Below are 20,071 nucleotides of genomic sequence, written 5' to 3' on the forward strand. Positions count from 1 at the left end.
AGTGAACATGACGACATGGGAATCTTTTGGCGTGACCCTGCTGCTGTTGCTGGGGCACACCCTGGTGCGCGGCCTCATTCACAAGAGCCTGATGGCCCTTGGCCAGAGCCGGCAGGTGAGCGAGAACCGGGTACTCTACGTGGAGCACGTATTCCACTTCCTGCTGGGCTGCGCCACCCTGCTGATCCTGGCCGGGGTCTGGGGGCTCGACTTCTCCCGGCTGGTGGTGCTCGCCTCCTCCTTCTTCGCGGTACTGGGGGTCGCCATGGTGGCTCAGTGGTCGATCCTCTCCAACATCACCGCCAGCATTACCATCTTCTTCGCCTTCCCCTACAAGATTGGCGATCGCATCCGCATCCTCGACAAGGATGACTCCGTCACCGGCATCATCACCGAGATCGGTCTCTTCTACGTGCGGGTGCGGGATGACAACGGCGATCTGGTCACCTATCCGGCGAACCTTATTCTGCAAAAGCCGGTGAGGCGGCTGGAGGGAAAGGAGGCTGAGTCCACGCAGCCGGAATGAGAAAAGGCTCCCTCGGGAGCCTTTTTCGATGGGTGTTCAGCGTTCAAAGAAGCGGTAGAGGTGCTCGACCTGGACGGGGCAGTCGGCCACCAGGTGGATGTGGTCCCGTGCCTCCTCGGTGGACGAGAAGCTCATGGGGCACCCCAGGGTGTCCGTCATCACGTAGAGGTGGCCGTCCTGCCCCCTGAACTCCACGATCCAGCCGGGGGAGACGATGTCGTGCATGATCTCGGCCTCCTTGAACCTGTGCTGCTGGTGAAGCGCGCGCAATTCACTGACTGTCATGACATCCTCCTATGACTCATGGCGCCACCCTCAAGTCTAGTTCTCCTTCCCGGTGGCGCCGTCATCGGATCAGGGCGCCGTCGCCCCCTCCCGGGGTGGTTGCAGGGCGATCAGCAGCTCCCCGGGCAGCGGCGTGACAGGGCCGGTGACCACCCAGGGTCTGGCCCTGGCATCCAGCACGAACAGAGGAATGGCGCCGGGATTGGCCTCCTGATACTGGTCCCAGTCGAAGGTGTCGCTCAGGCGGGTCGCCTTGATCTGCCCGCCCCGGCTCAGCAGGCCGCTCAGCCTGGCGAAGTTGATGTCGGCACCGAACAGGTTCTGGCGGGCACGGAAGGTGGCGCTCTCCCGGTTGGCCTTGCCGTGCTGTTCGCTGGAACGCAGGGAGTGGACCTTCTCCTCCCCGTAGAGGTGGGCGAAGTGCAGCACCCCGAGGGCCTTGTTGTGGCGGCTGGGAGAGAGCGCCAGCACGGTGCTGATGCTGGTGAGGGGCAGGTGCCGCTCGGCGTGCTCCGACTGGGGGTTGCCGAAGTAGCAGGGCAGGCCGCTCATGCGGGCCAGCTTGCAGTGCTCCCAGGCAGGATCGGAGAGCTGCACCGGGATCCCCTGATCCGCCAGCGCCTTGCCGATGGCCCGGGCCACCGAGTTGGCGCCGATGAGCAGCCAGACATTGGGGGCGCTCTGGCGCATGTCGAGCAATCTGGCCAATGGCGTGGCCGTCAGGCTCTGCAGCACCACGGTGAAGATGATGACCGCAAACACCAGGGGCACCAGCTTGTCGGCATCCTGGATGCCGGCCTCGTGCATGCTGATGGCGAAGGAGGCGCTGACCGCCGCCGCCACTATGCCCCGGGGGGCTATCCAGGCGAGCAGGGCGCGGGCGCGCCAGGGCAGGTCCGACCCCCGGGTCGAGACCAGGATGCAGAGCGGGCGGGCCACGAACTGCACCACGCACAGCAGGGCCAGCACCATGGGGCCGAGCTGCCAGAGCTGGGCCAGATCGAGGCGGGCCGCCAGCAGGATGAAGAGGGAGGAGATGAGAATGACGGCGAGATCCTCCTTGAAGGCCAGCACCTCCTCCAGATCCAGCCCCTCCTGGTTGGCGAGCCAAATGCCGAACACGGTCACCGCCAGCAGGCCGGATTCGTGACTGAGCCAGTCAGACAGGGTGAAGGTCACCAGCACCAGCGCCAGTACCCCGAACTTGTGCAGGCTGACCGGCAGCCAGTCCTTGCGGATGAGCAGGGTGGTGAGCCAGCCGGCACCGACCCCGATGAGCGACCCCACTCCCACCGTCTTGGCCAGGGCCAGCAGGGTATGACCGACCAGATCTCCCTGGCTGCCGAGGCGCACCGCCTCGAACACCAGTACCGCGAACAGGGCGCCGATGGGGTCGATGACGATCCCCTCCCAGCGGAGGATCTTGTCCACCTCCCGGACCGGGCGGATCACGTTGAGCATGGGGGCGATCACCGTGGGGCCGGTCACTACCAGCACGGCGCCGAGCACCATGGCGACCCGCCAGTCCAGCCCAAGCAGGAAGTAGCTGGCGGCGCCGATGACGGCAAAGCTGGTCACCATGCCGGTGGAGCAGAGGTTGCGTACCACCTTGCCGATCCCCTTGAGTTCGGTCAGGTGCAGGGTCAGCGCCCCTTCAAACAGGATGATGGCGACCGAGAGGGAGACCAGGGGAAACAGCAGATCCCCCAGCAACTGATCGGGATCGAGCAGACCGGTCACCGGGCCGAGCAAGAGGCCGCTCAGCAGCAGGAACAAAATGGCGGGAACGCGCACGGACCAGGCAAGCCATTGGGCGAGCAGGGAGATGAGGGCTATTCCGGCGAGGGAGAGAGCAATCATGCCAACCTCGTACAGGTGATGGGGTTGGACCTAGTGTAGCGGGGAAGGGGGGCAAGATGACACCCGCCAGGCGTGCAGGGGAGAGCCGCTCAGATCAGATGGGGCTCTCTTTGTGGAGTTCGGTGACGCAATCGGTCACCGCCAGCACCAGGGCGGAGCGCACCATCTGATCGAGCCGGTTGAGCTGCATCTGGTAGAGGGGCCAGTCCTCCTCGTTGGCCGGGGGATCCTGCGGCATCATGCTGCCCTGCTGGATGGCATTCAGGCGCTCGAGCAGATCGCGGACCGGCTTGTCGCTGAAGCGGTAATCCTTGGGGTCGCGTACCAGAAAGTCGCGGATCTTCAGGTATGCCTCGAGATCCTGATAGCGCTCGAGGGAGATGAGGCCGAGGGCGAAGATGAGCTTGAGGCGCACCTCCAGCTGGCCGAGGGGGCCGCTCTGGTTGAGCAGGGGTTCGATGGCGTATTTGACGGCATACTCCTCCTGACGAAAGGCTCGCCGCATCAGGGAGTCGACCGCCTCTTCCAGGATGGTCACGACCTCGAGAAAGAAGCCGCGGGGGCCATCCTGCTCGTTCAGTCGCTCCAGTACTTCATCTTCCTGGTGTGTGGTCATAAGTGCTTCGGGTCCGGCTGACAGGGGGAGAGCAGGCCCTCCCCCGGTTTGTATCGTATGGGGTCCGTCACGGGCGGTGTGACGCCACCCCATCAGGTCACTTCAAGTTGTTGTAACGGGCGACGATGGTGCGTACCACATCGCTGTGCTCATCCAGGCCGGTGACGCGGGCCAGGGTCCGTGCCGGACCAAGTTCCGCCAGCATGGCCTGCAGCTCCACCGCCTGGGGATCGTCCTCATTGCGGTAATGCAGTGCGGCGGCGATGCCCTCCTGCAGGTGATCGCTGGGCAGGCCGTACTCCAGGGTGCCGAGCAGCGGCTTCACCAGCCTGTCCCCCGCCGCCAGCTTGCGCAGCGGCTGGCGACCGACCCGGTCAATCTCGTCCACCAGATAGGGGTTGGCGAAGCGGGAGAGGATCTTCTCGATGTAGGCGGCGTGCAGGCGCGGGTCGAAGCCGTAGCGTTTCACCAGCACGGCCCCGCTCTCCTCCATGGCGCGGCGCACCTTGCTGCGGATCAGCGGATCCTCGATCGCCTCGCGCACGGTGTGATAGCCCCTGAGCTTGCCGAGGTAGGCGGTGACGATGTGGCCGGTGTTGAGGGTGAACAGCTTGCGCTCGACGAAGGCCATCAGGTTGTCGGTGGGCTCCATGCCCGCTACCTGGGGCATCTCCCCCTTGAACTGGGTCCGATCGACGATCCACTCGCTGAAGCTCTCCACCGTCACCTCCAGGGGATCGTCGTTCGCCGCGGCGGGCGGAACGATGCGATCCACCGCCGAGTCGACGAAGCCGACGCACTGCTCGAGGGTGGCATGATACGCGACCGGCAGGTACTTGAGTACCTCCTCCTTGAGGTGGCTGGTGCCGCGCACCATGTTCTCGCAGGCGATGACGTTGAGGGGAGTCAGGTTGCCGGCATCGAAGCGGGCCTGCAGCCCCTTGGCCAGGGTGCTGGCAATCTTGTCCAGGATGTTGGGGCCGACCGCCGTGGTGACCAGATCGGCGGTGATGATACGGGCGATCACCTCGTGTCCGGCCGAGCTGACGGCGGCAACGTTGCGCACCACGTCCAGCTTCTGATCCGTGCCCACCACGTGCACCTTGTACTCCTGGCGGTGGTTGAGCTGGTCGATCAGGGTCTCGTTGACGTCGGCGAAGGTGACCTGATGGCTGGCGTCAGCCAGCAGTTTGCCGATGAAGCCCCGACCGATGTTGCCGGCACCAAAATGCAATGTTTTCATGATATTAACCTCTACAACCAAAGACGATGACGGATGATTACGCGGCCTGCTCGGCCCCCAGCAGATCCAGGAACTCCTGGGGATCCTGGGTGCTGGCCAGACGGTCGACGAGACCGGGCTCATCCAGTGCATTGGTCAGGCGGGTTATGACCTGTATGTGTTCATCGTTGCGGGCGGCAATGCCGATTACCAGGCGCGCCACTTCATCGGCGCCCTCGCCGAAGGCGACCCCGGCAGGGTATTGGCAGATGACGATGCCGGTACGCTTCACGTGCTCCTTGGCGGCGATGGTGCCGTGGGGCACGGCGATGGATTCGCCGAGGTAGGTGGAGACCAGCTGTTCGCGCTCCAGCATGGCGTCGACGTAGTCCGGTGCCACATAGCCTCGCTCGGCCAGCAGCTTGCCGGCGGTCACGATGGCCGCTTCCTTGCTCTCGGCCTTGAGGCCCAGGTGCACGTCTTGCAGGCTCAGGGTGAAGACTTCCGGCTCCTGCGGCTCGTAGCTGTCGTCGTTGGCCGCCACCAGCAGTTGCGGGTTGGCGACGTCATCGTTGGCCGCGTTGGCCAGGCTGAGGTTCTGTACCAGCTCCTGATAGAGGGCGTTGTCGAGGAAGTTGGTCAGCGAAATATGCTGTGCATGCGGCGCATGGCGACGGGCACGGTCGGTGAGATCCTTGTGGGTGATGACCAGATCCACCTGATCATCCAGGTTGTTGATGGCACGGTTGGTGACGCTGATGTCGAGACCGGCGGCCTGCACCCGCTTGCGCAGCATGCCGGCGCCCATGGCGCTGGAGCCCATGCCCGCATCGCAGGCGACGACGATGTTGCGCACTGCGGTCAGCTCGGTTTCCGGCTTCTTGGCGGCGGTGGTCTCGGGCTTGGTACCCTTCATGGCCTTCATCTTGCGGGTGGCTTCACCCAGGGCATCGGCCTCGTCGGCTTCCGGCTGCTGGGCACGGACGAACACGGCGGCGACCAGGAAGGAGACGGTGGCGGAGGCGACGATGGAGAGCAGCACCCCGATGAGGGAGGCTTTCGGCGTCATCAGCAGCACGGCGAAGATGGAGCCCGGGGAGGCGGGGGAGACCAGACCGGCGTTGAACAGGGTCAGGGTGAAGACCCCGGTCATGCCGCCTGCGATCACCGCCAGGATGAGGCGCGGGTTCATCAGCACGTACGGGAAGTAGATTTCGTGGATGCCGCCGAAGAAGTGGATGATGGACGCACCGGCTGCGGACTGCTTGGCGGCGCCACGGCCGAACACCATGTAGGCCAGCAACACGCCCATGCCCGGACCCGGGTTCGCTTCGATCAGGAAGAAGATGGAGCGGCCCTGTTCGGTGGCTTGCTGGATCCCGAGCGGCGAGAAGATGCCGTGGTTGATGGCGTTGTTCAGGAACAGGATCTTGGCCGGCTCGACGAAGATGGAGGTGAGGGGCAGCATGTGGTTGTCCACCAGGAAGCCGACACCGCTCGCCAGCACGCCGGAGAGCACCTTGACGAAGGGACCGATGACGAAGAAGGCGAGAATGGCGAGCAACATGCCGATGATGCCGGCGGAGAAGTTGTTCACCAGCATCTCGAAGCCGCTCTTGACGCGACCTTCCATCGCCTTGTCGAAGCGCTTGATGGCCCAGCCACCCAGCGGGCCGACCATCATGGCGCCCATGAACATGGGGATGTCGGTCCCCACGATGACGCCCATGGTGGTGATGGCACCGACCACGGCACCCCGGTCACCCCCGATCAGCTTGCCGCCGGTATAGCCGATGAGCAGCGGCAGCAGGTAGGTGATCATGGGACCAACCAGCTTGGCCAAGGTTTCATTGGGCAGCCAGCCAGTGGGGATGAAGAGGGCGGTGATGAAGCCCCAGGCGATGAAGGCGCCTATGTTGGGCATGACCATATTGGACAGGAAGCGTCCAAAATTCTGTATCTTGACTTTGGTATCCGGTGATAACATGTCGGGACCCCGTTTTAAGCCTGTGTGATTAAAAGTGGTAGTCGGGATGACGAGTTTTGCCGAACTCCCATCCCAGTCGTCTAAGCAACTTCAATCTACCAGCTTGTGATCAAATTAGGCTGAAAACGGGGTGTCTTGTGACCTGGATCTCAAATACCCCGACCTCCCCCCTCCCGGCATAGTGATGACGATCACAGTCAGTCGCTGTATTTCGGCAACATTTCGATCTTCTCGCCTCTGGGTGTCAATTTTTTGTGATTGATGTCTCGTTTTGTGGTTTGCGCAAACACGGTGTCAACGTGACTGTCGTCACAAAACCAAATTTTGCACTCAAATGAGTCATGATTTGTCGCCTCGTATTCGCAAGTAATGACGATGGATATGCCGTAGTTCATCGTTAATCACCAATGAATCATTTATTTTGTAACCCACTTTCAGTTTTTCCCCCGAGAGGATCGGTTCCGACAAGGCCTCTTGTGACGCCCGGGTGGCGGATCCTGATCCGCTCCCGTCTCGATCCTCCCTGCCGGTCGCGACGCAGGCAGGGGCCTGCGAGCGGGTCTCCCATCCCGTCTGCCCGCGGAGCGCAGCCATAAAAAAAGCCCGCAGGATGCGGGCTTTTGCAGAGCAGACAAGCAGGGGGATCACTGCGCCTTGGGGGCCTCGTCGGCAGGCGCGGCATCGGCCTCGCTGGCAGGGGCCACCGGCGCCGGACCCGGCACCAGATCCACCGCCGGCTTGGCGATGAGGGAGCGGGTCTCTTCCACCGCCTCGGTCAGCTTCACCTCGATGATCTGGCCGAGCTCGTAGACCACCTCGGTCTTGTCCAGATAGACGCGACCGTTGTCCCAGTTGCACTCCAGCCGATCCTTGTTGTCCAGGATATGGCGGGCGGGCATGAAGACCACGGCGCCGTTCTCCTGCAGGCGCAGCTTGAGGCCGGCGCGCATCACGTCGATGATCTCGGCGTTGAACACCTTGTCGGTGCCCGCATCGGCCTTGAGGTAGCGCACATAGAGCCAGTCGCCGATGTCGCGCTCCACCATGCGGTGCAGGCGGCGGCAGGCGGTCAGGTGCTCGGTCAGCTCCAGGCTGGGGCGCTCACCCGGGGTCTTGCCGGCGATGACCGCCTTGAGCAGGCGATGGTTGACCATGTCGCCGTATTTGCGGATGGGGGAGGTCCAAGTGGCATAGGCATCCAGCCCCAGGCCGTAGTGGGCACCCGGTTCGGCGGACATCAGGGCATAGCTCTGGAAGCGGCGGATCTTGCCGTCCAGCCAGCGGGTGTCCAGGTTGTCGATCCAGCGGCGCAGGGCGCAGAAGCCGGAGAGGCTGGCGATCTCTTCCTTCTCGAACGGGGCCTCGGCGGTCTTGAGCAGCTCGATGGCGCCGTCCAGGGACTCCTCGTCAAAGCCGGTGTGGACGTTGAAGATGCCGTAGCCGACCTCTTTGCCCAGCACGCGGCCGGCACAGATGTTGGCGGCGATCATCGACTCTTCCACCATGCGGTTGGCGATGCGGCGCGGCTCGACGTGAATGGCCAGCACTTCGCCGTCTTCACCCAGCTCGAAGTCGTAGTCGGGACGATCCGGGAATACCAGGGCGTGCTCGGTACGCCACTTGATGCGCGCTTCGGTCATCGCCTTCATCAGCGGCAGCTGGGCCAGCACACCGGCGTCGATGGCCAGCTCTTTGCCATGCTCAGCCCAGTCGGAGACGTCGTCATAGCTGAGACGGGCATGGGAGACGATGCGGGCGGCGAAGAACTCGGTCTCCTCCAGCAGCAGGCCGTCCTCGGCGATGAGCAGACGGGCGCACAGGGTGTTGCGCTCCTCGCCCTCTTTCAGGGAGCAGAGCTCGTCGGAGAGGGTGCGCGGGATCATGGGTACGTTGCGCCCCGGCATGTAGACGGTGAAGGCGCGCTGGGCGGCTTCCTTGTCCAGCTCGCTCCCCTCGGCCACATAGGCGGTCGGGTCGGCGATGGCCACCAGCAGCTCCCAGCCGTTCTCCAGCTTGGTGATGGCCAGGGCATCGTCCATGTCCTTGGTCTTGGCACCGTCGATGGTGAAGAAGGGAACCTGGGTCAGATCCCGGCGGGGCAGCTCTTCCTCTTCGATCACCTTCCACTCCGGCAGGTCCGCCGGCTCAATCTGGGCCAGGTTGTGGCGTGCCAGCACCACCCACCAGGGCACGTTGTGATCTTCCTGGGTGGCGATGAGCTGGGTGATCTCGGCGGAGAAGTTGCCGTCCACCAGGGCATGGCGCTTGAGGGTCGCGACCACCCAGTCCCCTTCCTTGAAGGATTTCTCGTCCAGACCCTTCTTGGCGCGGGCCTTGATGGCGTCCTTGATGAGGGGGTGGTCGGGCACCACGTTGAGGCGGTCGCGGAACATCTTGACGCGGCCGACGAAGCGGGTGACGGCCTGCTCCAGCAGGGCATCCGGCTCGGCCACCTCTTTCTCTTTTTCAGTGCGGATCAGGGCGCTCACCCGGTCACCGTGCATCACCTTCTTCATGTAGGGAGGCGGCACGAAATAGCTGGTCTTCTCATCGACCTCCAGGAAGCCGAAGCCCCGATCGGAGGCGCGGATCACACCCTCTTTCTTGGGGATGTTTTCGCGGATTTGTTGCTTGAGCTGGGCCAGCAGCGGATTGTCTTGGAACATAAATGGGGAACCTGAGTGGAGACCTGATGGTTAATCGCCCAGCACTATACGTTTTTACCCCCCCAAAGCCAAGGTGAATGGCCCCCTCAACGGGGTTGCAGTGCCCGTCGCCCCTGCTGGATCAGGCGCTGGGATATCTGCTTGTGCAGCCCCCGCTCCAGCACCCAGCGGTGCCAGTAGAGCTGCTCGACCAGGTGGTGATCCGGGTTGAGATCGAGCAGGCGCCCCTCTTCCAGTTGCTGGCGGATCTGCAATTCCGGGATGAGGCAGCAGGCCAGCCCCTGCTCCGCCATGGCGACGAAGGCCTCGGAGGATCGCACCGTGTGGCAGGGGTAGCCACCGGGGGGGAGGGCGAAATGACGGGCCATGTAGCTGATGTGCATGTCGTCGCGCTGATCGAAGGCCACCGCCGGCGCCTTGGCCAGGGCCGCCGCCGTGAGGCCGTTCGGGAAGTGGCGGGCGACGAAGGCGGGGCTGGCGGTGAGCAGATAGCGCATCTCGCCGAGTTCGTCGACGCAGCAGCCCGCCAGCGGCTGGGGTTGCAGGCTGACGGCGCCGAACGCCTGCCCCTCGCGCACCCGGTCCAGGGTGCGGCTCTCGTCATCCACCAGCAGGTTCAGCTCGATGGGGTATTGCTCCAGCAGTGGCGCCAGGGCGGGCAGGAACCAGGTGGCCAGGCTGTCGGCATTGACGGCGATGCTGACCCGGATGGGGGCCCTGGGCTCGTCGGGGGAGAGCTCGCCGGCCAGCTCCAGCTCCAGCTGGCGCACCTGGCGATAGTGGGCCAGCAGCTTCTGGCCGAGCCCCGTGGCCTGCAGCGGCTGGCTGCGGATGATGAGCGGCTCCGCAAACTGCTGCTCCAGCTGCTTGATGCGCTGGGAGATGGCGGACTGGGTGATGTGCAGGCGCTGGGCGGCACGCTCGAAGTTTTGCTCCCGGATCACCGCGTCCAGGGCCAGCAGCAGCTTGTAGTCCAGCGTCTTCATCAGCATTCCTTATGAAAAAAGGGAGTTCAGCAAGAATGCTACTCAAGGGCGCGCCAGAGGACAACCTGACCGCCCCCATGGAGGGGGCCCGTGCCCGGGGCCGCCCCTGTGAGATGTGACAGTAGCCCTGACATGAGATTCATAAGATACTCACCCGGTCCGTTTTTGCATGGGGTGGAAACGGACCATAGCGAGCGTCTTGAATCCCGGGCCGGTCCCGGGACTTTTTTTGCTCAGATGACTGCGAGCAGAGCATCCCCCGCCGGCCGGTAATGGCCCTGCAGGGGGCGATGGACGGCGCGGTCGAAACGCTCGTCCAGGTGGAAGCGGATACCGACCCCGCGCACGGCCCCCAGATCCACCGCCTGGCGATGGCCGAGGCGTTCGATGGGCAGGCCGAGGCGACGGAAGATGCGCTCCACCGGCAGGCTGACCACGGCCACCAGCTCGCGGATCCCCTGCTCCCTGGCGAAGGCCAGCACCTCGCGGAAGATGACGCAGGTGAGTTCGCTGATGCCGTTTTCCAGGCGAGGGGCCCGGTCGGCGTCGATGGCGAGGCGGGTCAGCTCCCACACGTCGTTGCCGCGCGGCGGGGCTTCGCCAGCGAGGGCGGTGGGGAAGATGCTGGGCAGCATGTAATCCTGGGCGCAGCTGAGCAGGCGGATGCATCCGCACAGCCCCTGCTTGTCTTCAATCAGCACCCAGTGGGTGTCGGGCTTGTCGAAGTTGTCCCGCTCCAGGCCACGGCGGGATTCCACGTCCCAACCGAGTCGATCGGAGAAGACGCGGTTGCGAAATCGGTAGAGCTCGTTTTCGACCTCCCATCTGGGGTGTTCTTTCAATTTTCCTTTGAAAACAAGCATTCATGTCTCTCCATTTCATGGTTAGGCGCTATAATCCAAGGCCTTGGCCAGGGGAGGCTTGCCTATGACACGCGACCAACTGCTTGAGTACCTGGAACATTTCACGCTGGTGACCGATGGCAACCGGTTGTCCGAGCTCATCGGCCGCTTCACCCTGGGAATGGGCTACGACTACTACCGCTTTGCCCTCATCCTGCCCATGTCGATGCAAAGGCCCAAGGTGGTGCTGTTCAACCAGTGCCCCGACTCCTGGGTACAGGCCTACACCCTGAACAACATGCTGGCCTGCGATCCCATCATCCAGCTCGCCCGCAGGCAGACCCTGCCCATCTACTGGAACCGGCTGGACGAGAAGGCGCGCTTCCTGCAAGAGGGGAGCATGGATGTGATGGGGCTGGCGGCGGAATTCGGGTTGCGCAACGGCATCTCGTTCCCGCTGCACGGGGCGGCGGGGGAGAACGGCATACTCTCTTTCATCACCCGGGAGCGGGCGTCGAGCGATCTGATGCTGGAGTCCTCGCCCATCCTCTCCTGGATGTCCAACTACATCTTCGAGGCGGCGATCCGGATCGTGCGCCAGAGCATGAGGGAGGACGATCCCCAGGAACCCCTGACGGAGCGGGAGACCGAGTGCCTGTTCTGGGCCAGCGAAGGGAAGACATCGGGGGAGATCGCCTGCATCCTCGGCATCACGGAGCGCACCGTGAACTACCACCTCAATCAGGTCACCCGCAAGACGGGATCGATGAACCGCTACCAGGCCATCGCCAAGGGGGTGAGCAGCGGCATCCTGCTGCCGAACCTGGAGCAGGTGGTGGTCACCAACTTCCCCTCCCTGCTGCAGTGAATACAGGCCCGGCGGCACCGGCTCGTCGCCTGGCATCCCCTCTGTCGCCATCACCGCTGTCCTGCGCCGTCCCATCCTGCCGCCGATTCTCGGGGCGGGGCTGTGACCCCACAATTGTCAGATCCTGCAATTGACAACCTTCTTTGTGTGGTTTCGGCCCGGTTTTCATCAGTTTTATGAATGCATCAGAAAATGAATGAATTTCTCTGATTACCCGCGCCCCCTTATAGTGCGTTTCTCTCTTTCACAGGAACGCATCTCCATGTTCGCCACCACCCTGCAAGGCTTTACCCTCGGCCTTGCCATGATCATCCCCATCGGGGCCCAGAATGCCTTCGTGCTGAGCCGGGGCATTCACCGCAACCACCACCTGCTGACGGCGACCCTCTGCTGCCTGTGCGATCTCGTGCTGATCGGCATCGGGGTGTTCGGCGGGGCCAACCTGCTGGCAGCCAGCCCGATCGGCCTGGCCCTGCTGACCTGGGGCGGCGTGCTCTTCCTCGGTTGGTTCGGGGTGCGCTCCCTGCGCAGCGCCTGGCGCGGCCAGGAGGCGGCCCTGGCGGACTCGCCCCGGTTGATGGGGGTCAAGAGCGTGCTGGCCATGACCCTCGGAGTCACTCTGCTCAATCCCCACGTCTACTTGGATACCCTGATGTTGCTTGGCTCCTTCGGCAGCCAGTTTGCCGAGGAGCTCAGACCCGCCTTCGCGGCGGGGGCCATGCTGGCTTCTCTGGTCTGGTTCTACGGACTGGCGTTCGGGGCGGCGGCACTCTCCCCCTGGCTTGCCCGGGGCCGGGTGCAGCAAGCCATTGATCTTGTTGTAGGTCTCATCATGCTGGTGCTGGCGGCCAAGCTGGCGTTGGGTGCCATACCGGCCTCATGAGGCTATTTTTGTGCCGGGCTTCATAAAAATGAGTCCCGGTGCCATCTGCTGACATATTCGTCTGTTAAATTCCCGGCGCTGGTAAAGCGTTACTCATAATAAAAGGGAAAAAACAGTGAATAACACCATGAAGCTGGGGGCTATTGCCGCCATCGTGCTGCTGTCTGCCTGCAGCAACGAGAATGACAGCAAGGCGCAGCCGGGGACCGTCTCCCTGCGCCTGATCCAGACCTCCGACATCCACTCCAACGTGCTGGGGTACGACTACTACCAGAACAAGGAGGATCGCAAGTTCGGCCTCTCCCGCACCGCCCTGCTGATCCGCGCCGCCCGCGCCGAGAACCCCAACAACCTGCTGCTCGACAACGGTGACCTCATTCAGGGCACGCCGCTGGCGGACTACATCTTCGAGCAGTCCGGTGCCGGCTACCTCGAGAAGCAGGCGCACCCGGTGTTCAAGGCGATGAACGAGCTGGGCTACGATGCGGGCAACCTGGGCAACCACGAGTTCAACTACGGCCTGGACTACCTTGGCAAGGTGCTGGCGGGAGCCGACTTCCCCTATGTGAACGCCAACGTGTTCGAGGCGGGGGCCTTCAAGCGCGATGCCAAGGGACAGATTGACTGGAGCGGCAACAAGTTCACCCCCTATCTGCTGCTGGAGCGCGAGGTGACCGATGACAAGGGCCAGCGCCAGCGCGTCAAGGTGGGCATCCTGGGTCTGACCCCGCCCCAGGTGCTGCAGTGGGACAAGCGTCATCTGGAGGGCAAGGTGGTGGTGGCCGACATGGTCGAGACCGCCAATCACTATGTGCCCGAGCTGCGCGCCAAGGGCGCCGATATCGTGGTGGTGGTGGCCCACACCGGCATCAATGCCAGCAGCTACGAGGCCATGATGGAGAACTCCGCCTGGCATCTGGCCAAGGTGAAGGGGGTGGACGCCCTGATGCTGGGCCACGCCCACAAGAACTTCCCCGGGGACTTCCCGGATCTGCCGGAGGTGGACAACCAGGCCGGTACCCTGAGCGGCATCCCCACCGTGATGCCCGGTTACTGGGGCAACCACCTCGGCATCATCGACCTCAAGCTGGAGCAGGTGGACGGCAAGTGGCAGGTGAAGCAGAGCCAGGCCAGCCTGCGCAAGATAGACGCCAGCGAGGGCAGTGCGGTGGATCAGCGGGTGGTGGACCTGGTGCAGGCGGATCACGACGCCACCAACCAGTGGCTGGACGAGCCGCTCGGCAAGATCACCTCCCCCATCCACAGCTTCTTCGCCCTGGTACAGGACGACCCCTCGGTGCAGCTGGTGAGCGATGCCCAGCGCCGCCACGCGGAGCAGTTGCAACAAGACGGCCTGCTCAAGGAGTCCTACCCCATCCTCTCGGTGGCGGCCCCCTTCCGTGGTGGTCGCAACGGCATCAACGACTTCACCTACGTGGCTCAGGGTGACATCTCCCTGCGCAACGTCTCCGACCTTTACATCTATCCGAACACCCTGCAGGTGGTCGAGGTGAGCGGGGCCACCGTCAAGGAGTGGCTGGAGATGAGCGCCGGCCAGTTCAACCAGATCGACACCGGCAAGACAGAGGTGCAGTGGCTGGTGAACGAGAGCTTCCCCACCTACAACTTCGATGTGATTGACGGGGTCAACTACGAGGTGGACATCACCCAGCCGGCCCGCTACAGCAAGGACGGGGTCAAGGTGAGCGACGGCCAGCGCATCAGCGGCCTCACCTTCAACGGCCAGCCCGTGGACCCGGCCCAGAAGTTCTACGTGGTGACCAACAACTACCGCGCCAGCGGCGGTGGCCACTTCCCGGGCATCGACGGCAGCAACATCGTCCATGAAGATCCCTTCGAGACGCGGGAGATCATCGCCCAGTACCTGAAGGCCCAGTCTGCGGACAACCCGGCCGGCTTCAGCCCGGCGGCCAACAACAACTGGCACATGAAGGCCCTGCCCGCCAACGTGGACGTGCGCCTCTACTCCTCGCCGACCGACGAGGCCAAGGCCCTGGCGGGGGCGGATCTGTCGTACCAGTCCACCCTGCCGATGGATGACGCCAAGCACCCCGGCTACGCCATCTACCGCCTGATCCGCCAGTAAGGCAGACGCTGGCAGCCAACAAAAAAGCCCTCGCAGTGCGAGGGCTTTTTCATGGGGCGCGGTGCCATCCTGTCCTGTCGTCTGGACTTGCCCGGTCGACGGGGCGGGAGGGCATCAGTAGTAGCCGGGATCGTCCGGATTGGGGCGGGTCTTGAAGCGGCGGTGCAGCCACATGTACTGCTCTGGCGCCTTGCGCACGGCGGCTTCAATCTCGCGGTTGGCGCGGCTGGCATCCGCCATGTCGTCACCGCTCGGGTAGTCCGCGAGCGGGGCCCCGATATGCAGGGTGTAGCCCTCCCGGGTGCGGATGTTGTAGCAGGGCAGGGTGACTGTGTTCTTCACCCGGGCCAGGGTGGCGGTCCCCGTGATGGTAGCGGCCTGCTCCACCGCGAAGTAGGGCACGAAGACGCTGGCATGGCTGCCGTAGTCGTGATCCGGTGCATACCAGAGGGCGTCGCCGTTGCGCAGCGCCTTGATCATCCCCTTCACGTCCATCCGGTCCACCAGGTATTTGTTGGAGGCGCAGCGACCGTGGTACTGGGCGTACTCCAGCACCGGATTGGTGTTGGGGCGATAGACACCGACCCCGGGGCGCACCAGGCCGAAGCAGCGGGCATTGAGCTCCAGCGTCAGGAAGTGGCAGGAGAGCAGCAGCATCCCCTGGCCCTTCTCCATGGCGTTGATGACGTGCTCTTCCCCTTCCACCTTCATCAGGCGGCGCATCCGCCAGTCTGGCCAGAACCAGGCCATGCCCACCTCGAAGATGGCGCAGCCCACGCTCTCGAAGTTCTGCACCAGGAGGGCTTCGCGCTCATCCCGGCTGAGCTCGGGCATCGCCAGCTCCAGGTTGCGGCGGGCAATCTTGACGCGGGATTTCAGCAGCTTGCGGGCCAGGGTGCCGAGCTGGCGGCCCAGCCACATCTGGCTGCGCCAGGGCAGCAACACCAGCAGCCAGAGCAGGGAGAGGCCCAGCCAGCTCCCCCAGTAACGGGGATGGAACAGACGGGGTTCGAGGCGGGGAGCGTGTTCTTGGGCCATGAAGAGTCTCTTGTTCGCAAAGGCAAAGGGGGGAGTCCGACCGAACCGGGGGGCCTGTGTGGGGTGGCCCGGCGCGGATGCGGTCACTCGCATGTCGAGGATTCTATCCGAAAAGCGGGGGCGGGCGCGAATCGCCGTCATCTGGTCAGAGGGGGCGTCAGGGGGCAGGGCCGTGCTTTTTTCACGCCCCGGAAAAGAGTGTGATAAAATCGGCCGCTGAATTTTTCAGGTTTTGAGAGCCGATACAGATGAAAATCACCCTGCCCGAGTTTGAAAAAGCCCGCATCCTGGTCGTTGGCGATGTCATGTTGGATCGCTACTGGCATGGCCCTACCGGCCGGATCTCCCCTGAGGCGCCGGTCCCCGTGGTCAAGGTCGAGCACATCGAGGAGCGTCCGGGCGGCGCCGCCAACGTAGCGCTCAACTCCGCCGCCCTCGGCGCCCAGGCCGTGCTGCTGGGCCTGACCGGTCAGGATGAAGCCGCCGATGCCCTCGCCAGCCAGATGGCCGGGGTCAAGGTGGCCTGTGATTTCGTGCGCCTGACCGACTATCCGACCATCACCAAGCTGCGGGTGCTGTCCCGCAACCAGCAGCTGCTGCGTCTGGACTTTGAAGAGGCCTTCCACGACGTGGATGCCAGCCTGCTGATGGGCAAGGTGGAGCAGGCGCTGCCCCAGGCGGACGTGATGATCCTCTCCGACTACGGCAAGGGCGCCCTCAACGATGTGCCCGGCATGATCCGGCGTGCCCGCGCCGCCGGCATTCCCGTGCTGGTCGACCCCAAGGGGACCGATTTCGAGAAGTACCGTGGTGCCACCCTGCTGACCCCCAACATGTCCGAGTTCGAGGCCGTGGTGGGCAAGGTGAAGGGGGAAGAAGATCTGGTCGCCAGGGGGCTGGAGCTGGTCAAGCGCTTCGAGCTGGACGCCCTGCTGGTCACCCGTTCCGAGAACGGCATGACCCTGATCCGCGAAGGGCAGCCCGAGCTGCACCTGCCGGCCCAGGCCCACGAGGTCTATGACGTCACCGGTGCCGGTGACACCGTCATCTCCACCCTGGCGACTTCCCTTGCCGCAGGCAAGAGTCTGGATGAGGCCTGCGCCCTGGCCAACACCGCCGCCGGCATCGTGGTCGGCAAGCTGGGGACCTCCACCGTGAGCCCGGTGGAACTGGCCAACGCCCTCTACACCGAGCAGGAGACCGGTTTTGGCGTCATGTCCGAGGCCCAGCTCAAGGTGGCCGTCCAGGCCGCCCGTCTGCGCGGCGAGAAGGTGGTGATGACCAACGGCTGCTTCGACATTCTGCACGCGGGTCATGTCTCCTATCTGGCCAATGCGGGCAAGCTGGGGGACCGCCTGATCGTGGCGGTGAACACCGACGAGTCCGTGCGTCGCCTCAAGGGGCCGGGTCGCCCGGTCAACCCGACCGAGCGCCGTATGACTGTGCTGGCGGCCCTGGGTGCCGTGGACTGGGTGGTCCCCTTCAGCGAAGACACTCCCCAGCGTCTGATCGCCGAGATCCTGCCAGACCTCCTGGTCAAGGGGGGCGACTACAAGCCCGAAGAGATCGCCGGTTACGCCGAGGTGACCGCCAATGGCGGCGAGGTGCGGGTGCTGAACTTCGAGGACGGCTGCTCCACCACCGACATCATCAAGACAATCCGCGAGCGCGGATAAGCGTAAAACCCGGCCAAGGCCGGGTTTTTTGATGGGGCTGCCGGGTCGGTGACATGGACGCTGCCTGGCAGGCCCCGGCCAACGCACTTCCAGCGGCGAACAGAGATGAAAAAGGCGACCCCGGGGTCGCCTTTTCTCATGGTGTGCGCCTGGCTCAGGACTTCTTGGTGACCTGGGCGGCGGGCATCAGACCCTGGTTCACCTCTTCCAGATCCTTCTGCTCCAGGATGCCGGCGGCCTGCTTGAGGGAGAGGATGCTGAGGATGTAGTTGTAGCGGGCTTCGGAGAGCTTCTGCTTGGCCTGATACAGCTTGCGGGTGGAGTCCAGCACGTCGACTATGGTGCGGGTGCCCACCTCGTAACCGGCCTCGGTCGCCTTCAGGGCGCTGTCGGCGGAGATGACGGACTGGCTGTAGGCGCGGACCGAGCCGATGCTGGCGTTCACGTTGTTGTAGGAGGAGCGGACCGTGCTCTGCACCGAGCGGAAGCTGCGTTCGAGCTGTTCGCTGGCAGCCACGTAGTTGAACTGTGCTTGCTTGACCTGGGAGGTGGTGGCCCCGCCGGTGTAGATGGGCAGCTTGAAGTTCAGGCCGATGTTGCCCTGATTGCTGTTGCTCTCGGGGTTGCGGATCTCGTCCTTGTAATCGTTGTAACCGGCGTTCAGGCCGGCGCCCAGATCCAGGGTCGGTTCATGACCGGTCTTGGCCAGATCGATCTGCTCCTTGGCGATGTCCTTGCCGATGCGGGCGCTGTGCAGCTCCAGGTTCTTGTCCAGGGCCAGTTCCAGCCACTTGTCGGAGTTGAACGCGGTCTTCTGCGGGCTGAAGCGATCGGTGTTGAGCACGTCCAGTTGACGGTGGTCGATACCGGTCAGCTCGCGCAGGCTCTCGTAGCTGTTGTCCAGGGTGTTCTCGGCATTGATCTCGTCCGCCAGCGCCTGATCGCGCTCGGCCTCGGCCTCGTGCACGTCGGTGATGGCGGTCAGGCCCACTTCGAAGCGCTGCTGGGTCTGTTCAAGCTGACGCTCGACCGCGGTCTTGTTGGCACGCACGAATTCCAGGGTATCCATGGCCTTGAGCACGTCGAAGTAGGCCTGGGCGGTACGCAGCATCAGGTTCTGGTACTCGAGGTTGTAGGCCACGTCGGACTGGGTGGCGCTCTTCTCGGTCAGATCCAGGTTGACCCAGTTGCTGCGACGGTAGATGGATTGATCCAGGGTCACGGAGCCGGTAGCGCCCGTGTTGGTCATGGTGTCGTTCTTGTTTTGCAGGTAGTTCAGGCCGGCGCCCAGGTTGATCTGGGGCAGCAGGGCTGCACGGGATTCGTTGATCTTCTCGAAGGCCTGGTCCCGCTTGGCCTTGGATTCCAGCAGCTGGGTGTCCTTGATCTGGGCCTGTTGGTAAATATCGAGCAGGTTTTCGGCATGAGCGGCGCCGCTCACACCCAGCATCACCATGACTGACAAGAGTGTTCTTTTCATATGATAGTTTTAACCTTTTGTATCAACCCAAAGCTGTCCGCTGGATGAAGGGGGGATTGTCACCGACCAAGCTTGATTTCAGCTTAACCACTCTACTATAAGCAGATTTCATTGCGAACTGTCTCTTTTCCAGCTGCGGAAACGTCAAGGTCCGGGGCGAGTTTTCTCGGCAACGCGCCTAGCCAAATGCCCTGTGGCTGCTAAAATCCTTCCCTCATCGTCGGCGAGAGCGAGTGAATGAATGTTCATTCATGCCCCCGAATATTATGGTCAAACCAAGCCAAGTCAAGCTGGCAGGAGTCTCGAATGTCACAGCAAGCCTTGCCTCAAACCTGCCACTACTCCAGCGATGATGTGAAAATCATTGAAAAATCAGCTGGATATAATGGCTTCTTCAAGGTGAATGTCTACCGCCTGCAACACAGGCTGTTTGCCGGTGGCTGGAACGCCCCCATCGTCCGGGAACTGTTCGAACGTGGCCATGCCGCCGCCCTGCTGCCTTATGATCCGGTGCGGGACGAGATCGTGCTGGTGGAGCAGTTTCGCATCGGCGCCATGGAGACCAGCGCCACCCCCTGGCTGCTGGAGCTGGTGGCCGGCATCATCGATGAAGGGGAGACCGCCGAGGCTGTGGTGCGGCGCGAGGCGGTGGAAGAGGCAGGGATCGAGGTGGGACGCTGCGAACATGCCATCAGCTATCTGGTGAGCCCGGGTGGCAGCACCGAGCGCATCGAGGTGTTCGTGGGCGAGGTGGATGCCAGTCAGGCCAAGGGGATCCACGGTCTGGCGGAAGAGGGGGAAGACATCCGGGTCCACGTGGTGAGCCGCGAGCAGGCCTATGCCTGGCTCAAAGAGGGGCGCATCGACAATGCCGCCTCCGTCATCGCCCTGCAGTGGCTGGCTCTGAACCACGGCGAGCTGCGGGCACGCTGGCTGGCGGGGCGCTGAGGTGACGCTCGTTCAGACCCGGGTCAGGTGCCCTGTGTCCGACTGGAACACTGTGCAGTGGGTCCACCCTTCATGGATCCT

The 20,071-nt window shown here is 63.6% G+C and carries 16 protein-coding genes; 6 read left to right on the plus strand and 10 right to left on the minus strand.

Annotated features, from left to right (window positions below; all coding sequences use genetic code 11):
* The first annotated feature begins 7 nt into the window (after positions 1-7).
* Complete coding sequence (locus tag AB5Y64_RS19140; protein WP_039039767.1) at positions 8-526, plus strand: mechanosensitive ion channel domain-containing protein; 519 nt, start codon at positions 8-10, stop codon at positions 524-526.
* Between the two features lie 36 nt (positions 527-562).
* Here AB5Y64_RS19140 and AB5Y64_RS19145 read toward each other — a convergent pair whose 3' ends face one another.
* The 8 genes from AB5Y64_RS19145 to AB5Y64_RS19180 all read right to left on the minus strand — a co-directional run bounded on the left by AB5Y64_RS19145 (position 563) and on the right by AB5Y64_RS19180 (position 11,011).
* Complete coding sequence (locus AB5Y64_RS19145; protein ID WP_010672757.1) at positions 563-811, minus strand: hypothetical protein; 249 nt, start codon at positions 809-811, stop codon at positions 563-565.
* A 69-nt stretch (positions 812-880) separates the two neighbouring features.
* Positions 881-2,671, minus strand: coding sequence for a cation:proton antiporter (locus AB5Y64_RS19150; protein ID WP_368204351.1), 1,791 nt, complete (start codon positions 2,669-2,671; stop codon positions 881-883).
* A 94-nt stretch (positions 2,672-2,765) separates the two neighbouring features.
* The gene (locus AB5Y64_RS19155; protein WP_010672759.1) at positions 2,766-3,287 is read right to left on the minus strand and encodes an MltR family transcriptional regulator; all 522 of its coding nucleotides are present in this window, start codon (positions 3,285-3,287) and stop codon (positions 2,766-2,768) included.
* Positions 3,288-3,384: 97 nt separating this feature from the next.
* Positions 3,385-4,530 (minus strand): mannitol-1-phosphate 5-dehydrogenase, encoded by a 1,146-nt coding sequence (locus AB5Y64_RS19160; protein ID WP_039039765.1) that lies wholly within the window; start codon positions 4,528-4,530, stop codon positions 3,385-3,387.
* 37 nt (positions 4,531-4,567) lie between these two features.
* The gene (locus AB5Y64_RS19165; protein ID WP_039039764.1) at positions 4,568-6,496 is read right to left on the minus strand and encodes a PTS mannitol transporter subunit IICBA; all 1,929 of its coding nucleotides are present in this window, start codon (positions 6,494-6,496) and stop codon (positions 4,568-4,570) included.
* A 644-nt stretch (positions 6,497-7,140) separates the two neighbouring features.
* Entirely contained in the window at positions 7,141-9,162 is a 2,022-nt protein-coding gene (locus AB5Y64_RS19170; protein ID WP_039039762.1) for an exoribonuclease II, read from the minus strand.
* 86 nt (positions 9,163-9,248) lie between these two features.
* Complete coding sequence (locus AB5Y64_RS19175; protein WP_010672764.1) at positions 9,249-10,148, minus strand: LysR family transcriptional regulator ArgP; 900 nt, start codon at positions 10,146-10,148, stop codon at positions 9,249-9,251.
* 233 nt (positions 10,149-10,381) lie between these two features.
* Positions 10,382-11,011 carry an acyl-homoserine-lactone synthase gene (locus AB5Y64_RS19180; RefSeq protein WP_029313613.1) on the minus strand — a complete coding sequence of 210 codons (630 nt, stop codon included), beginning with the start codon at positions 11,009-11,011 and terminating at the stop codon, positions 10,382-10,384.
* Between the two features lie 64 nt (positions 11,012-11,075).
* Between AB5Y64_RS19180 and AB5Y64_RS19185 the strand changes: the two genes are divergently transcribed.
* The 3 genes from AB5Y64_RS19185 to AB5Y64_RS19195 all read left to right on the plus strand — a co-directional run bounded on the left by AB5Y64_RS19185 (position 11,076) and on the right by AB5Y64_RS19195 (position 14,848).
* Entirely contained in the window at positions 11,076-11,858 is a 783-nt protein-coding gene (locus tag AB5Y64_RS19185; RefSeq protein WP_010672766.1) for a LuxR family transcriptional regulator, read from the plus strand.
* A gap of 262 nt (positions 11,859-12,120) precedes the next feature.
* The gene (gene lysE / locus AB5Y64_RS19190) at positions 12,121-12,741 is read left to right on the plus strand and encodes an L-lysine exporter (protein WP_039039761.1); all 621 of its coding nucleotides are present in this window, start codon (positions 12,121-12,123) and stop codon (positions 12,739-12,741) included.
* Positions 12,742-12,868: 127 nt separating this feature from the next.
* Positions 12,869-14,848, plus strand: coding sequence for a bifunctional 2',3'-cyclic-nucleotide 2'-phosphodiesterase/3'-nucleotidase (locus AB5Y64_RS19195; protein ID WP_039039760.1), 1,980 nt, complete (start codon positions 12,869-12,871; stop codon positions 14,846-14,848).
* Positions 14,849-14,962: 114 nt separating this feature from the next.
* Here AB5Y64_RS19195 and lpxL read toward each other — a convergent pair whose 3' ends face one another.
* On the minus strand, positions 14,963-15,886 hold the full coding sequence (lpxL, locus tag AB5Y64_RS19200; protein ID WP_010672769.1) for an LpxL/LpxP family Kdo(2)-lipid IV(A) lauroyl/palmitoleoyl acyltransferase: 924 nt from the start codon (positions 15,884-15,886) through the stop codon (positions 14,963-14,965).
* Positions 15,887-16,134: 248 nt separating this feature from the next.
* Between lpxL and hldE the strand changes: the two genes are divergently transcribed.
* The gene (hldE, locus tag AB5Y64_RS19205) at positions 16,135-17,562 is read left to right on the plus strand and encodes a bifunctional D-glycero-beta-D-manno-heptose-7-phosphate kinase/D-glycero-beta-D-manno-heptose 1-phosphate adenylyltransferase HldE (protein WP_039039759.1); all 1,428 of its coding nucleotides are present in this window, start codon (positions 16,135-16,137) and stop codon (positions 17,560-17,562) included.
* A 154-nt stretch (positions 17,563-17,716) separates the two neighbouring features.
* Here the strand turns inward: hldE and tolC are convergent, their stop codons facing one another.
* Complete coding sequence (gene tolC, locus AB5Y64_RS19210; RefSeq protein ID WP_029313618.1) at positions 17,717-19,042, minus strand: outer membrane channel protein TolC; 1,326 nt, start codon at positions 19,040-19,042, stop codon at positions 17,717-17,719.
* Positions 19,043-19,348: 306 nt separating this feature from the next.
* Here tolC and nudF point away from each other — a divergent pair, with 306 nt between their 5' ends.
* Positions 19,349-19,990, plus strand: a complete 642-nt coding sequence (nudF, locus tag AB5Y64_RS19215) for an ADP-ribose diphosphatase (RefSeq protein ID WP_010672772.1) — start codon at positions 19,349-19,351, stop codon at positions 19,988-19,990.
* Positions 19,991-20,071 lie beyond the last annotated feature (81 nt).

It is taken from the genome of Aeromonas sp. R5-1 (assembly GCF_040908265.1).
GTDB classification, from domain to species: Bacteria; Pseudomonadota; Gammaproteobacteria; order Enterobacterales; family Aeromonadaceae; genus Aeromonas; species Aeromonas caviae.

What these genes read in the sequence shown, in the direction of transcription:
- AB5Y64_RS19195 (WP_039039760.1), top strand. Translation starts at nt 12,869, where the DNA reads ATGAAGCTGGGGGCTATTGCCGCCATCGTGCTGCTGTCTGCCTGCAGC.
- AB5Y64_RS19145 (WP_010672757.1), bottom strand. Translation starts at nt 811, where the DNA reads ATGACAGTCAGTGAATTGCGCGCGCTTCACCAGCAGCACAGGTTCAAG.
- AB5Y64_RS19185 (WP_010672766.1), top strand. Translation starts at nt 11,076, where the DNA reads ATGACACGCGACCAACTGCTTGAGTACCTGGAACATTTCACGCTGGTG.
- AB5Y64_RS19150 (WP_368204351.1), bottom strand. Translation starts at nt 2,671, where the DNA reads ATGATTGCTCTCTCCCTCGCCGGAATAGCCCTCATCTCCCTGCTCGCC.
- AB5Y64_RS19165 (WP_039039764.1), bottom strand. Translation starts at nt 6,496, where the DNA reads ATGTTATCACCGGATACCAAAGTCAAGATACAGAATTTTGGACGCTTC.
- AB5Y64_RS19140 (WP_039039767.1), top strand. Translation starts at nt 8, where the DNA reads ATGACGACATGGGAATCTTTTGGCGTGACCCTGCTGCTGTTGCTGGGG.
- lpxL (WP_010672769.1), bottom strand. Translation starts at nt 15,886, where the DNA reads ATGGCCCAAGAACACGCTCCCCGCCTCGAACCCCGTCTGTTCCATCCC.
- lysE (WP_039039761.1), top strand. Translation starts at nt 12,121, where the DNA reads ATGTTCGCCACCACCCTGCAAGGCTTTACCCTCGGCCTTGCCATGATC.
- tolC (WP_029313618.1), bottom strand. Translation starts at nt 19,042, where the DNA reads ATGAAAAGAACACTCTTGTCAGTCATGGTGATGCTGGGTGTGAGCGGC.
- nudF (WP_010672772.1), top strand. Translation starts at nt 19,349, where the DNA reads ATGTCACAGCAAGCCTTGCCTCAAACCTGCCACTACTCCAGCGATGAT.
- hldE (WP_039039759.1), top strand. Translation starts at nt 16,135, where the DNA reads ATGAAAATCACCCTGCCCGAGTTTGAAAAAGCCCGCATCCTGGTCGTT.
- AB5Y64_RS19155 (WP_010672759.1), bottom strand. Translation starts at nt 3,287, where the DNA reads ATGACCACACACCAGGAAGATGAAGTACTGGAGCGACTGAACGAGCAG.
- AB5Y64_RS19170 (WP_039039762.1), bottom strand. Translation starts at nt 9,162, where the DNA reads ATGTTCCAAGACAATCCGCTGCTGGCCCAGCTCAAGCAACAAATCCGC.
- AB5Y64_RS19180 (WP_029313613.1), bottom strand. Translation starts at nt 11,011, where the DNA reads ATGCTTGTTTTCAAAGGAAAATTGAAAGAACACCCCAGATGGGAGGTC.
- AB5Y64_RS19175 (WP_010672764.1), bottom strand. Translation starts at nt 10,148, where the DNA reads ATGAAGACGCTGGACTACAAGCTGCTGCTGGCCCTGGACGCGGTGATC.
- AB5Y64_RS19160 (WP_039039765.1), bottom strand. Translation starts at nt 4,530, where the DNA reads ATGAAAACATTGCATTTTGGTGCCGGCAACATCGGTCGGGGCTTCATC.